Source organism: Martinezella sp. CNPSo 3959, assembly GCF_057784355.1.
The window spans coordinates 123,141-136,010 of sequence record NZ_JBXSOV010000011.1 but is presented as its reverse complement, the minus strand read 5'-3'; the positions used below and the strand labels follow the sequence as shown (position 1 = coordinate 136,010).

Genomic DNA, 12,870 nt, shown 5'->3' with positions numbered 1-12,870 from the left:
ATGAGTCTGAAGACATTGACGGCCGCGACCTTCGTCGCTTCGCTGGCCTTCGCACCTCTCGCGCATGCGGACATCACCATCGGCCTCATCGCGCCGCTGACCGGCCCGGTCGCTGCCTATGGCGAGCAGGTCAAGAATGGCGCGCAGACCGCTATCGAAGAAATCAACAAGAGCGGCGGCGTTCTCGGCCAGAAGCTCGTTCTGAAGCTCGGCGATGACGCCGGTGATCCGAAGCAGGGCGTATCCGTCGCCAACAGCTTCGTCGGCGACGGCATCCGCTTCGTCGTCGGCCCGGTGACCTCGGGCGTCGCTATTCCGGTTTCCGACGCGCTTGCCGAAAATGGCATCCTGATGGTCACGCCGACGGCAACAGCTCCGGACCTGACCAATCGCGGCCTGACGAACGTCTTCCGCACTTGCGGCCGCGATGACCAACAGGCCGTCGTTGCCGGCGAATATGTGGTGAAGAACTTCAAGGACAAGAAGATCGCGATCCTCAACGACAAGGGCGCCTACGGCAAGGGCCTGGCCGATGCCTTCAAGGCAGCGATCAACAAGGGCGGTATCACCGAAGTCGTCAACGACTCGCTGACCCCAAGCGAAAAGGACTACAGCGCGCTGACGACAAAGCTGAAGCAGGCTGGCGTCGAAGTCATTTACTTCGGCGGTTATCATCCGGAAGCAGGTCTTCTGGCCCGCCAGCTGCACGACATCTCCGTCAAGGCGCAGATCATCGGCGGCGACGGCCTGTCCAACACGGAATATTGGGCGATCGCCAACGATTCCGCGGCCGGCACGCTCTTCACGAATGCGTCTGACGCGCTGAAGAACCCGGATTCGCAGAGCGCCGTCGCCGCCCTCAAGGCCCGCAACATCCCAGCTGAAGCCTTCACGCTGAATGCATATGCTGCCGTGCAGGTGCTGAAGGCCGGCATCGAAAAGGCCGGCAAGGCGGATGACGCCGAAGCTGTCGGCGCTGCGCTGAAGAAGGGCGAGCCAATCGACACCGTCATCGGCAAGGTCACCTACGGCGAAACCGGCGACCTGACCTCGCAGAGCTTCTCGCTCTACAAGTGGGAAGGCGGCAAGATCGTTTCGGCCGAATAAGCCGTTAGGTCATCGCTTTGGAATGGAACCGGGCCACTTGCTGGCCCGGTTTTTTGTTGCCGATCCTGGGGTACTGCCACTCAACAAACGGTGCGGAAGCGCTCGATGCAGGTGGAGAGAACCTCCTCACCCGGCCGCTTCCACCAATTATTCTGAGAGAATATTTCCACCTCCTGCAGGCCGAAAAAGCCGGCCTTCTCGATCTCGGCGCGGATGCGCTTCAAGTCGATGACGCCGTCACCCATCATGCCGCGATCGAGCAGCAGGTCCGTGGTCGGCACCAGCCAGTCGCAGATGTGGTGCGCAAGAATACGGCCGCCGGCGCCGGCGCGCGCGATCTGCTGATAAAGCTTCGGGTCCCACCAGACATGGTAGACATCAATCGCGACACCGATGCCTTCGCCCAGAAGATCGCAGATGTCGAGCGCCTGCTCCAGCGTGTTCACGCAGGCGCGGTCGGCCGCATACATTGGATGCAGCGGCTCGATCGCGAGCGGAATTCCGGAGCTACGCGCATGCGGCAGGATCGCGGCGATACCATCGGCCACCATCTCGCGGGCGTGAACGATATCCCTCGATCCCTCTGGTAAGCCTCCGACGACGAGAACCAGGCAATCGGCATTCAGCGCCGCCGCTTCGTCGATCGCCCGCTTGTTGTCGTCGATTGCCGCCGCCCTACCCTCGGCATCTGCGGCAGGAAACATGCCGCCGCGGCAAAGCCCGGTGACTTTCAGCCTGTTGTCGGCAACGATGCGGGCGGCTTCGGAAAGGCCGATCTTATGCACCTGATCGCGCCAGGGAGCGATCGCGACGATATCCTGCTTCAGGCAGGCTTCCACGGCCTGGCGCATATCATATTGCTGGCGCACCGTCGCCAGGTTGATGGACAGACCCTCTATGGCCATCGTGATCTCCTCCCCCGGTCCCTTTTCCGCTATTCAATGCCGACGGTGGCAAGGATCGTCTTCATGCGATAGGTCGCCAAATCCGGGTCGCGCAGCACGCGCGCCGCATCCGCCAAACGGAAAAGCTCTGAAAGATGCTGGATCGATCGGGCACTCTGCTGGCCGCCGAGCATCTGAAAATGGTTCTGGAAACCATTGAGGTAAGCAAGAAAGACGACGCCTGTCTTGTAGAAGCGCGTCGGCGCCTTGAAGATATGGCGCGATAGCGGGACGGTCGGCGCCAGGATCTCATGGAAGGCGTCGAGGTCGTTCTGAGCAAGCTTTGCGAGCGCCGCACTTGCGGCCGGCGCGACGGCGTCGAAGATACCAAGCAAGGCATGCGAATAGCTCTGATCGTCACCCGCGATCAGTTCGGCATAGTTGAAATCGTCACCGGTATACATCTTGACCGACGGATCCAGCCGCCGGCGCATGACGATTTCCTTCTCTGCCGACAGCAGCGAAATCTTCACGCCATCCACCTTGGCCGCATTCTGGTTGATGATCGCGGTCGCGGTTTCCATGGCCCGCATGTCATCGGCCGATCCCCAGTAGCCCGCCAACGCCGGATCGAACATCGAGCCGAGCCAGTGAATGATGACAGGCTCTTTGACCTGACCGAGAATGCGGTCGTAAACACGGATATAATCATCCGGGCTCTTGGCGGCGGCGGCAAGCGCCCGACTCGCCATCAGGATGACACGGCCGCCCTGCCCTTCCACATAGGCGATCTGTTCCTCATAGGCGCGAATGACGTCATCGATCGTGACATCGGCGCCGGGCTGCAGATGATCGGTGCCGGCGCCATAGGCGATCACCGCATCCGACCGGCCACGGGCGGCCGACTGCGCATGCGCAATCAGTTCTTTTGCGCCGCTCCAGTCGAGCCCCATGCCGCGCTGGGCGGTATCCATCGCCTCCGCCACGCCGAGGCCGAGGCCCCAGAGATATTCGCGAAAGGCAATCGTGCGCTCCCAGTCGATATTACGGTCAAGCCAGGGATCGTTGTCCGCAAGCGCATCGACCACGACATGCGCGGCAGCATAGGCCACGCGATTGAAGTGATGACCACCCGCCGGCTTTACAGGCGCGATCAACGGCTCATTGACGGGCGTGAAGGCGGCAATGGTGCCATCCGCCCTTGGCAAGTGAAGGCTTCTCTCCATGAGACCAGCCTCCTAGCGGGCCGAAAGGGAGGGAACGTCGACCCAGCGACGCTCTGCCCAGCTCTTCTGTGCCAGCTCCGCCAGCTGCACGCCCTTGGCGCCCTCGCGCAGCGTGAACTTCCACGGCGCATCCTCCGCGACATGGCACAGAAACTGCTCCCATTGCGCTTTGAAACCATTGTCGAAAGCCTGGGTGTCCGGCACCTCTTCCCAGGTATCGAAGAAATTGATCGGCTGCGGCTGATCGGGGTTCCAGACCGGCTTCGGCGTGTTGACCCGATGCTGCGTCCAGCAGCGCATCAGCCCACAAACGGCCGATCCGTGGGTGCCGTCGACCTGGAAAGTGACGAGATCGTCGCGACGGACGCGCACTGCCCAGGAGGAATTGATGTGGGCGATGACGCCACCTTCGAGCTCGAACGTGGCGTAGGCGGCATCGTCGGCATCGGCGACATAGCTGTTGCCATTCTCGTCGACGCGGCTTGGAATATGGGTCGCGCCGAGGCAGCTGACCGACCTGACTTCACCAAAGAGATTGTCGAGCACGTAACGCCAATGCGGCAGCATATCGAGGATCATGCCGCCGCCGTCCTTTTTGCGGTAGTTCCAGGAGGGACGCTGTGCCTTCACGCCCCAGTCGCCTTCGAAAACCCAATAGCCGAACTCGCCGCGCACGGAGAGGATCTTGCCGAAGAAGCCGCTGTCGCGCAGCATGGCGATCTTGCGCAGCCCGGGCAGGAACAGCTTGTCCTGGACGACACCGTTCTTGACGCCGCGGCGCTCGGCAGAGGCTGCAACCGAGAGCGCCTCCTCCAGCGTCTCTGAGATCGGCTTTTCGCAATAGACATGCTTTCCGGCGGCAATCGCCTTCTCCAGAAGCTCGACGCGCATCTGCGTCGAACCGGAGTCGAAGAAGATCGTATTATTGGGATCGGCAAGAGCGGCATCAAGATCGGTCGTCGTCTTCGAAAGACCATGCTTGCGGGCAATCGCCTCGATCTTTTCGGCATTGCGGCCGACAAGCAGCGGCTCGGGCATCAGCCGGTCGCCGTTCGACAGAAGAACGCCGCCCTGTTCGCGGATCGCCAGGATGGAGCGCACGAGATGCTGGTTATAGCCCATGCGGCCGGTAATGCCGTGCATGATGATGCCGATCGGCTTCGTTGCCATGAGTTTCTTCCTCCCGTAAATAACTATATAGTTACATAACTGACACGGCGAGCCGATGCTGTCAACGGCCATCGTCAATGGCCGCAGCGGCAATCATCCATCGTTGCGGAGCTTGTTACCTTAAGGATTTTAGGGACGCAGATAGGCGAAAATCACGTCGACGATATGCTCGCCCCAGGCATCGATTTCGCTCTTGTCCGAGAGGTTGCGGCGGAAGATCGTGGAAAGCGTCCAGCGGTTGGTCAGGAAAAATGAACCGAGGGCCGCAATGCTCATATAGATTTTCACCGGATCGCAATCGCTGCGGAATACGCCTGTCGCCGCGCCGCGATCGAGCAGGCCGGAGATCTCTGACACCAGCGGCGAGTGTAGCTCGAAAATGCGCGCCGAACGCTTGAGGAAGCGGGCCTTATGCATGTTTTCCGTGCTGAGAATCCCCAGAAACTCCGGATGATCCAGGAAATATTGCCAGGTGAAGACGACCAGCTCCCGCATACCATCGGCGGGCGAGCGATGCGAGAGATCGAGTCGCGCCTCCGCCGAGCGAATAGCAATATAGCTGCCTTCCAAAACGGCGACATAGAGCGCATCCTTGCCGCCGAAATAGTGATAGAGCATCCGCTTGTTGATTTTCGCCCGTTCGGCGATGGCATCGACGCGGGCTCCGCCATAGCCCCGCTCTGCAAACTCCTTGGTTGCGGCCGCCAGAATGGCCTTGCTGGTACGCTCCGCATCCCTGAGACGGGGTCGCTCCGAAGCCGCGCGCGAGGTGGTTTGCTTTGCATCCGCAGGGTCTGCACTCTTTGCGCTGCGCTTCACGGTCTTGGCTTCTGACATCATGGCTCCCGGCGGCATTTCATAAGGCTTATGCGGCCCATCCTCACGCCGATAAGTAACCGATCATCGCATAAGTTGACAGCCCCCGGTGAATCAGAGGCGATAGTAACCATATGGTTATATCGATTTAAAACCGATTGCGGCTGGGATACGACCTGAAACAGGCGATTGCCGCCGCTATCGAACCATCCAGATGAAGGCCCCGATTGAGCAAGCATATGGTGGCGATCTTGCTTTCGGGCCCGATCAGGCCTTAGAGAGCAACAGGAAAGCAGCATCGGGCGAGCATGACCAGAAACCAAATCGCAATCATTGGCGGTGGCCCTGCCGGGTTGATGGCGGCAGAGACCTTATCGCAGCTGGGCCATCGCATCGTGATCTACGACAGCATGCCGACAGTTGCACGCAAGTTTCTGCTGGCCGGAAAATCCGGCCTCAATATCACGCATTCGGAAGACTACGGGGTCTTTGCCACCCGCTTCGGCGCGGCCTCGTCCCGATTGCGCGCAGCGCTTGACGATTTCCAGCCGGATGACATCAGAGCCTGGGCGGAAGGCCTGGGAACGGAAACATTCATCGGCTCGTCCGGCCGCGTCTTCCCGAAAGTCATGAAGGCATCGCCGCTGCTGCGGGCCTGGCTGGCAAGGCTGGAAGCACGCGATGTCAGCATCATGACGCGGCATCGCTGGTGCGGCTTCGAGAACGGCAGTCTGGTCTTTGAGACGCCAAAGGGGCGCGAACTTGTGCGTCATGACGCCGTTCTGCTCGCGCTCGGTGGGGCAAGCTATGCCCGGCTGGGCTCGGATGCGGCGTGGGTCAGCTGGCTCCGGGGCGAAGGCATCGATATCGCCGCGTTTCAACCGGCCAATTGCGGTTTCGACGTCACCTGGAGCGCAACATTCAGCGAACGCTTCGCTGGCGAGCCACTGAAGGCGGTAACGGCGACATCGCAGGCAGGGACTTTGCCCGGCGAATTCGTCATCTCGAAAACGGGGATCGAGGGCAGTCTGGTCTACGCGCATGCGGCCGCGCTACGCGACCGGTTGGCAAAAAAGGGCGAGGCCTCGCTCATTGTCGATCTGGCGCCCGGACGCAACGAGGAGCGTTTGGCGCGCGATCTGGCGCGGCAGGATCCCAAGGCCAGTTTCTCCAATCGCCTGCGCAAGGGCGCCGGCATCGAGGGCGTCAAGGCGGGTCTTTTGCGCGAGCTTGCCGAACCCGCCGTTCTCTCGCATCCCGAAATGCTTGCCCGCCTGATCAAGGCCCTGCCGATTCCGCTGCTGAGGCCGAGACCCATTGCCGAGGCCATCTCGTCCGCCGGCGGCATCCGATGGGATGGGCTCGACGAAAGATACATGCTGAAGAAGCTCCCCGGCATGTTCGTCGCCGGAGAAATGATCGATTGGGAGGCGCCGACCGGCGGTTATCTTCTGACAGCCTGCTTTGCGACTGGGCATGCGGCAGCCAAGGGCATGGACGCCTGGCTCAAAGACCGGTGACCGGGCTTAAAGCCGGGCCTCTCAGCCGACCCGGCCGTTCTCCATAAGCCAGGCGACCGCTTCCTGAACGGCCTGCAGCGACGTATAGCGCGGCCGATATCCGAGTAGCCGTTCGGCTTTGGCGATCGAGCAATTCGGGCTTCGGGCGACATGTTCCCAGGTCGCCTGCGCATCTTCCGCCGACTGGCTTTCCGCCCATTTTTCGTAAGGCAGAAATTTCAGCTTCGGCTCATGCCCAAACCAGCGCGACATGGCTTCGGCATAGCCTCTGAGCGTCAACGCACCGCTCGAAACCGCGTGGAAAGCCTCTCCCGTCGAAACCCGCCAATTGGCGATCGCACCCATGAACATCTGCGCGACATCATCGGCATGGACATGGTGAACCGTCTCCAGGCCGAAATTCGGCAGGACGAGGGTTTCACCGCGCGCCAATGTCGAAAACGCCGACAGGTTGAAATGCCCGGCGGGATTGAGAGGCTCCCAGCCTGGGCCAACAATATGGCCGGGATGGATCAGGGTTGCGGGAAATCCCCTGCGCCGCGCCTCCTCAAGCAGATGCGCTTCGATCGCAGCTTTCTGGATGCCATAGTCGCCGAACGGCCGCTTCGGCGCCTCTTCCGGCGTCGGGACGACAGTCGAAAATCCATGCGTCCAGATCGTGCCCGTATGCAGGAAATGGCCGACATGATCGGTGAGCGCCTCTGTCAGATGCCTTGCGCTGTCGAGCGTGAAGCAGATCATGTCGATGACGATATCCGGCTGCAAGGCACGAATGGCCGGGCCGAAGCTGCCATCCTTCTCCATGGCAGCACGATCCATCGCCAGCATTTCCACTTCGCTCCATGCCTTGTTCGGCGAATAGGGCTTGGCCTGGCCGCGGCTGATCGCCACCACCTCATGCCCGGCCTCGACCAGCCGCGGCACCAGATAGGTGCCGACATGGCCCGTTGCACCGATAATCACCGTGCGCGTCATGATATCCTCCCAATGGTCGAGATCGAACGCCGGCGGCGGCTGACGTTCAAGACGTGATCTGGCCGATGAGAATAGGAGAGCAAGCGGTTTTGTCATCCCCTCCGATGATGCAAAAAGACATTCATCATTGTCTTTGCTGCCATTTCAGACGGGAACATGGCTACTGACAAGATGACCATGCCTCAAATCGTGTATCATCAAGGCGGGAGGGTCCATTGCTGGCGGCGTGCGGGATGCATCGAGCATGAGAGGATTGGCGGGGCACACGGAACCGCATATATGAGCCGGAATGCCAGCAAACAGACTCGACATGCTGCGATGAACATGACCGCTGCAAATGGCGGCCGGCGGTCTGATGCCGCTTACCAGCAGATCCGCCAAGGCGCGGGTGCCCTTGCACATGACCGCATCCAACGCGGAAATACCGCAAGGGAACACATGATGATGGGTGAAAAGCAACGACGTGCTATCCGAGCTACGCGCCAGCGCCTGCCGCAACCAGGAAAGATGTTGTGTGACGTCACCATAGGCTTCGCCATCCACGCAGGTGTCGAGCCCGATTATGAGAGCCCCGCCACAGGGTTCGAAAAAATGCATTGCCGATCGGTCGTGCCAATGTTCTGTCTGCGGCACGATCGCCCGCATGACGGCTCGATCATCCGAGTTGCCTGGCAGGATCAATGATCGACAGGCAAGACGATGTAGCGATGCCGATAAGAGGCCATAGCCCTCGGGCCAATTCCCGTCGATCAGATCACCCGATACCACCAGCAAATCCGGTTGAAGGACCGCTAACCATGACACAACACGGTCAAGTCGCGCTATGCTATCATTCGTGGGGTTAGCATGAATGTCGCTAATTTGGGCGATAAGCATGAGATCCGTTTCATTATGATGTGCACAGACCATACATTGTCTTGGGTTCACGCGCAGCTAAAACGGCTCAAATGGCAGAACATGCTGCGATCGCGTTCCCCTCTTGCATAAGCTAACGGTAGCAAGGATCAACCGCCCATCATGTCCAACTGCGGCTCGCCGATCTCCACTGGATGGCCGTCCGGATCGTAGAAACGGAAGACGCGCTGCCCCCATTCCTGCCTCTCGATGGGATGGATGAGATCGACATGCGGCGCTATCGCTTCGAATGCCGCATCGACGTCCTTATGTTCGAAATAGAGGAGGATATTCCGCCGCCCATAGGGCTCGGATGCTTCACCATTCGCGCCCCAGACCGTTTTCTCCAGCGACTTTCCGTCATGGATCGCAAAGCCGGTCTCGAACAGCACGAAGTTGCCGAAGTCGTGCAAGATCCTGAGGCCCAGCAGATCGCCATAGAACGCCTTCGAGCGCCCGATATCACTGACAAAGGGGATTGGATTTACGAAACGCATCGCCGGGACCCGCTTGAATCAGAAAAATGGACAGAAAGAAACAACCTTTAAACTGCTTTGCTATATCTCGGAACCGGAGCCGATATCCGGCACATGATTTCCCATCGCCGCACAATCGGAGGCCATCCATGGCAGAAGCCGCACGAACCATGATCGTTATGGATTCAGGAATATCCCGCTTTCAATTGCGTGCCGGCGCATTGATCCGCTCCAACGACCATATCCTCATTCATCGTGCGCTTACGGACAGCTTCTGGTCCTTGCCCGGTGGGCGGGTGGAATTTCATGAAGCGGGTGCCGAAACGCTTGCCCGCGAGATCGAAGAGGAAATCGATAGCAAGGCCACGGTTGGCGCCCTGCGCTTCATCATCGAGAATTTCTTCGAATTTGCCGGGCGACGCATTCACGAAGTCGGTTTCTATTATGAAGCGGAATTGCTGCAGCCGCTGCCGTTTCACGAAACGGACATTGTGCATCGGGTACGGGACGGCAGCGCCGAACTCGAATTTCGCTGGGCGCCTGCCACGCAGGCGGCGCTCGATCGGTTCGCCTTGGTGCCGCCAACCATACGCAGGCTGATCGACATCAATCCCCCCGGTGTCCAGCATTTTGTCCGTCGCGATGCTGCTTGATCACCAACATCAGGCATGGATTGCAATCGCAACGGATCAGCGTCATGAACTTGTAAGCATACTCGTCAGGTTTTCCGGCAGCTCCTATCTACAGGTCATTAGCTAATGTTGCGCATCGCCATCTTGGGAAATGGAGGAGGCGGAAAATCCACCCTCGCCCGCAAATTGGGCGAGCGCCACGCGATACCTCATTTCGAGATCGACAAGCTGCTTTGGCAGGAAGGCTGGGTTCCTGTACCGCTTGAAACTTATGTCGCGCAGCACGAACGAATCCTTTCTGAAGACGATTGGGTCATCGACGGCCTGGGACACCGAAATTCCATTCCGGCCAGGATAGATCGCGCGACCAAGATCATTCTCGTCGACATGCCCCTCTGGATGCATTTCTGGCTCGCAGCCGAGCGGCAGATTGCCTGGCAGTCAGGCAACCTCGAGCATACACCGGGTGGATTGTCAGCCATGCCGCCGACGCGGGATCTGTTTCGGACCATATGGGAAATCGAACAGGACTGGATGCCGGATATACGCCGCATGTGTATCGAAGCTGAAATCAGCGGAAAAAGGCTCACGCTCATCCGGAGCGTCGACGAATTGGATGCGCTCGTGAAAGAATTGATCTAAATGGCCGCGAGGCTGTTCATGCAATCAATATGTTCGGAACAACACACTCATTGTTCTCCTCTGTGCGTGCTCTCCTCTGTCGCGCCGCAATGCTCACCTCCTCGAATTGCTGAAGCACCGAGGCTTCGCGCGCCGATGACCATTTTGCGATGGAACTACGGCTCGGTTGATCCAATGTGAGCGAGCCAGCTCCCCATATCGCTGTCGAAAAACTCCTGTCTGGACTTTAGTCGGGCGCTGTTCCGACCGAAGCCCCAGCGCGGGAACACGGCAATTGCAGCTGTGTTCGTTTCATAGCGGCGGAAAAGCGCCGCCCTTTGATCGTAAACAGGAAAGAGCAAATCATGAAAACCAACGCACTCGCTGCTATGATAGCGGCTTTGTCCATAAGCGTTTCGTTCATAGGCACAGCGCCCGCAAACGCACAGGATAACCCGATCGTCCCGAAGAGCGGGACGACGCACGATAGCAAACAGCCCGCCCAGCCAGACTCGGGAGCTTCGAACCGCGGTTTGACGACGGGTACTTCGACAACAGGTACAAAGTCGGGAACCGGTAGCTCCGCTGATCAGCCTTCAGGGCAATCCACGCCGAATAGCCAAGGTTCGATGTCGAACGATACTCAAAATGGCAGTTCGACGAACAGCGGATCAACGGATCAATCGGGGACACTTAAGCAGCGCGACAATGAGACGAAAAGCAAAAAGGGTACCGAGAGCGGGTCAATGAACAATACGACCACTCCTCAATCCAACGGTACAAATCAGTCCGGCGAAAACCAGAATGGCGTCAATACAAAAGGCGGATCTGCAGGGAATTCGGGAAATACCGTTAAATCTCCCGACAAGCCGGCAAGTAACGGTGAGCAGGGTACAACCAGCAGCGAAACCACGACGACAGGCAAACAGTCGAATACCCAAGTGCAGGTGTCCGTCGAGCAGCAGACGCAGATTCGCCAAGTCGTCAAGGAAGTACACGTCGCGCCTATTCGCGAGACCGACTTCACGGTATCGGTCGGCACGAGAATTCCTCGGAAGATCGAGCTGCAGCCGTTACCGCCGAGAATTGTCGAAATCATCCCTCAGTACAAAGCGTACCGCTTCTTCGTTCTGGCAGATGGCCGGATTGTGATTGTAGATCCTTCGACCTTTGAAATCGTCTACATCATCGATGCTTGAGTACCTCTCTCTTGCCGGTACCGAGACGTCGCGATACCGGCAAGAGGCTCACTAGAATTAAAGCGGCGACGGGCCGAATACATCGCTTAAAAATTGGCCCGAACCAGAGCCGCAGGACTCTTCAAGCGAGCGGCTCCCGCAAGAACGGCTGCCGCAAAAACCCATTCCAGCAAATCCGCAATCTTTGAGATTATCTTCTTTGCCTTCCTGCCTCATGGATTCTAGCCTCGGTCTGAAGAACAGGGTTGCCAGTGAAAAGCCCCGACAAAATCACCTTGAAAGAGGAAACCACGTTGACCGTTCAGACCACGCCATCAGGCATAAAGACATCACTGCCCACGCTCGATCTCCAGCGCTTCTACGCCTCGCCCTCGGAACGCCGGGCATTCGTCGCGGAGCTTCGCAAAGTGCTCTACGACCATGGTTTCTTCTATCTAACCGGCCATGGCGTCGACCCCCAACTCATTGCCGATGTCGTTGCGACGGCGAAGCGTTTCTTTGCATTGCCGCTCGAAGAAAAACTCAAGATCGAGATGGTGAAGTCGCCCCATTTCCGCGGCTACAATCGTGCCGGGCAGGAGCGTACCCGCGGCGAACAGGATTGGCGCGAGCAGCTCGACATCAACACCGAAAGCGCACCCTTCGAGATGGGCCCGGATACGCCGGCATGGCGGAAGCTGCAGGGGCCGAACCAGTGGCCGGAAGCCTTGCCGGAACTCAAACCCCTGCTGCTGGCCTATCAGGCAGAGGTGACACGTATCGGCATCGATATTCTGAAAGCGATCGCAGCGGCCCTCGGCCAGGCGGAAAACGTTTTTGCCGATATCTATGAGCCGCAGGCCTCGCAGCTTCTGAAGATCATCCGTTATCCAGGCCGCGATGTCGCCGAAACGGATCAGGGCGTCGGCGCTCACAAGGATGGCGGCTTCGTCACCGTGCTGTTGCAGGACACCGTGCCCGGTCTGCGGGTGCGCACGGAAGACGGCGTCTGGATCGATGCGCCGCCGGTTCCGGGCACCTTTGTCATCAATACCGGCGAATTGCTCGAGCTTGCGACAAACGGCTTCGTGCGCGCCGATGTGCATGACGTCGTCGCACCGCCTGCCAGTGTCGAGCGCTTCTCCGTCGCCTTCTTCCTGGGCTCCCGTCCGGATGCGACCATCCCGGTCATCGAACTGCCGGAAGAGTTGAAGCGATCGGAACGCGGCATCTCGGTCGATCCCCTGAACCCGATCTTCCGTGAAGTTGGCCAGAACCAGCTGAAGAGCCGGCTACGCTCCCATCCGGATGTGGCCCGAGCTCACTATGCCGATCTCCTGGCATCGGAGCAGTTGGTTTAGGCCGGATCCA

General features: G+C 59.2%; 13 protein-coding genes. 6 read left to right on the top strand and 7 right to left on the bottom strand.

All coding sequences use genetic code 11. From position 1 onward, the window contains the following. Complete coding sequence (locus tag AC13RE_RS21500; RefSeq protein WP_132717879.1) at positions 1–1,107, top strand: branched-chain amino acid ABC transporter substrate-binding protein; 1,107 nt, start codon at positions 1–3, stop codon at positions 1,105–1,107. 80 nt (positions 1,108–1,187) lie between these two features. On the opposite strand, the gene AC13RE_RS21495 is transcribed toward AC13RE_RS21500, so the two are convergent. The 4 genes from AC13RE_RS21495 to AC13RE_RS21480 all read right to left on the bottom strand — a co-directional run bounded on the left by AC13RE_RS21495 (position 1,188) and on the right by AC13RE_RS21480 (position 5,224). Further along, on the bottom strand, positions 1,188–2,012 hold the full coding sequence (locus AC13RE_RS21495) for a sugar phosphate isomerase/epimerase family protein (protein ID WP_488564428.1): 825 nt from the start codon (positions 2,010–2,012) through the stop codon (positions 1,188–1,190). A gap of 29 nt (positions 2,013–2,041) precedes the next feature. After that, complete coding sequence (locus AC13RE_RS21490; RefSeq protein WP_488564427.1) at positions 2,042–3,217, bottom strand: dihydrodipicolinate synthase family protein; 1,176 nt, start codon at positions 3,215–3,217, stop codon at positions 2,042–2,044. 12 nt (positions 3,218–3,229) lie between these two features. Continuing rightward, the gene (locus AC13RE_RS21485) at positions 3,230–4,387 is read right to left on the bottom strand and encodes a Gfo/Idh/MocA family protein (protein ID WP_488564426.1); all 1,158 of its coding nucleotides are present in this window, start codon (positions 4,385–4,387) and stop codon (positions 3,230–3,232) included. A 129-nt stretch (positions 4,388–4,516) separates the two neighbouring features. Then, positions 4,517–5,224: a TetR/AcrR family transcriptional regulator gene (locus AC13RE_RS21480; RefSeq protein ID WP_488564465.1), complete on the bottom strand. Its 708-nt coding sequence runs from the start codon at positions 5,222–5,224 to the stop codon at positions 4,517–4,519. A 287-nt stretch (positions 5,225–5,511) separates the two neighbouring features. Between AC13RE_RS21480 and AC13RE_RS21475 the strand changes: the two genes are divergently transcribed. Next, positions 5,512–6,723: a TIGR03862 family flavoprotein gene (locus tag AC13RE_RS21475; protein ID WP_488564425.1), complete on the top strand. Its 1,212-nt coding sequence runs from the start codon at positions 5,512–5,514 to the stop codon at positions 6,721–6,723. Between the two features lie 21 nt (positions 6,724–6,744). Here AC13RE_RS21475 and AC13RE_RS21470 read toward each other — a convergent pair whose 3' ends face one another. From AC13RE_RS21470 to AC13RE_RS21460, 3 genes are all read right to left on the bottom strand, one after another. Then, entirely contained in the window at positions 6,745–7,698 is a 954-nt protein-coding gene (locus tag AC13RE_RS21470; RefSeq protein WP_488564424.1) for an NAD-dependent epimerase/dehydratase family protein, read from the bottom strand. 144 nt (positions 7,699–7,842) lie between these two features. After that, the gene (locus AC13RE_RS21465) at positions 7,843–8,574 is read right to left on the bottom strand and encodes a phosphodiesterase (RefSeq protein ID WP_488564423.1); all 732 of its coding nucleotides are present in this window, start codon (positions 8,572–8,574) and stop codon (positions 7,843–7,845) included. 128 nt (positions 8,575–8,702) lie between these two features. Next, on the bottom strand, positions 8,703–9,089 hold the full coding sequence (locus tag AC13RE_RS21460; protein ID WP_488564422.1) for a VOC family protein: 387 nt from the start codon (positions 9,087–9,089) through the stop codon (positions 8,703–8,705). 128 nt (positions 9,090–9,217) lie between these two features. On the opposite strand from AC13RE_RS21460, the gene AC13RE_RS21455 reads away from it, so the two are divergent. From AC13RE_RS21455 to AC13RE_RS21440, 4 genes are all read left to right on the top strand, one after another. After that, on the top strand, positions 9,218–9,721 hold the full coding sequence (locus tag AC13RE_RS21455) for an NUDIX hydrolase (RefSeq protein WP_488564421.1): 504 nt from the start codon (positions 9,218–9,220) through the stop codon (positions 9,719–9,721). A 123-nt stretch (positions 9,722–9,844) separates the two neighbouring features. Continuing rightward, positions 9,845–10,342: a P-loop NTPase family protein gene (locus tag AC13RE_RS21450; RefSeq protein WP_488564420.1), complete on the top strand. Its 498-nt coding sequence runs from the start codon at positions 9,845–9,847 to the stop codon at positions 10,340–10,342. A gap of 344 nt (positions 10,343–10,686) precedes the next feature. Next, positions 10,687–11,520, top strand: a complete 834-nt coding sequence (locus AC13RE_RS21445) for a DUF1236 domain-containing protein (RefSeq protein ID WP_488564419.1) — start codon at positions 10,687–10,689, stop codon at positions 11,518–11,520. A 293-nt stretch (positions 11,521–11,813) separates the two neighbouring features. Next, positions 11,814–12,860 carry an isopenicillin N synthase family dioxygenase gene (locus AC13RE_RS21440; protein WP_488564418.1) on the top strand — a complete coding sequence of 349 codons (1,047 nt, stop codon included), beginning with the start codon at positions 11,814–11,816 and terminating at the stop codon, positions 12,858–12,860. Positions 12,861–12,870: the final 10 nt, after the last annotated feature.

Excerpts from the sequence above, each read along its gene's own strand:
- AC13RE_RS21500 (WP_132717879.1), top strand. The coding sequence starts at position 1 with ATGAGTCTGAAGACATTGACGGCCGCGACCTTCGTCGCTTCGCTGGCC.
- AC13RE_RS21495 (WP_488564428.1), bottom strand. The coding sequence starts at position 2,012 with ATGGCCATAGAGGGTCTGTCCATCAACCTGGCGACGGTGCGCCAGCAA.
- AC13RE_RS21490 (WP_488564427.1), bottom strand. The coding sequence starts at position 3,217 with ATGGAGAGAAGCCTTCACTTGCCAAGGGCGGATGGCACCATTGCCGCC.
- AC13RE_RS21485 (WP_488564426.1), bottom strand. The coding sequence starts at position 4,387 with ATGGCAACGAAGCCGATCGGCATCATCATGCACGGCATTACCGGCCGC.
- AC13RE_RS21480 (WP_488564465.1), bottom strand. The coding sequence starts at position 5,224 with ATGTCAGAAGCCAAGACCGTGAAGCGCAGCGCAAAGAGTGCAGACCCT.
- AC13RE_RS21475 (WP_488564425.1), top strand. The coding sequence starts at position 5,512 with ATGACCAGAAACCAAATCGCAATCATTGGCGGTGGCCCTGCCGGGTTG.
- AC13RE_RS21470 (WP_488564424.1), bottom strand. The coding sequence starts at position 7,698 with ATGACGCGCACGGTGATTATCGGTGCAACGGGCCATGTCGGCACCTAT.
- AC13RE_RS21465 (WP_488564423.1), bottom strand. The coding sequence starts at position 8,574 with ATGCTTATCGCCCAAATTAGCGACATTCATGCTAACCCCACGAATGAT.
- AC13RE_RS21460 (WP_488564422.1), bottom strand. The coding sequence starts at position 9,089 with ATGCGTTTCGTAAATCCAATCCCCTTTGTCAGTGATATCGGGCGCTCG.
- AC13RE_RS21455 (WP_488564421.1), top strand. The coding sequence starts at position 9,218 with ATGGCAGAAGCCGCACGAACCATGATCGTTATGGATTCAGGAATATCC.
- AC13RE_RS21445 (WP_488564419.1), top strand. The coding sequence starts at position 10,687 with ATGAAAACCAACGCACTCGCTGCTATGATAGCGGCTTTGTCCATAAGC.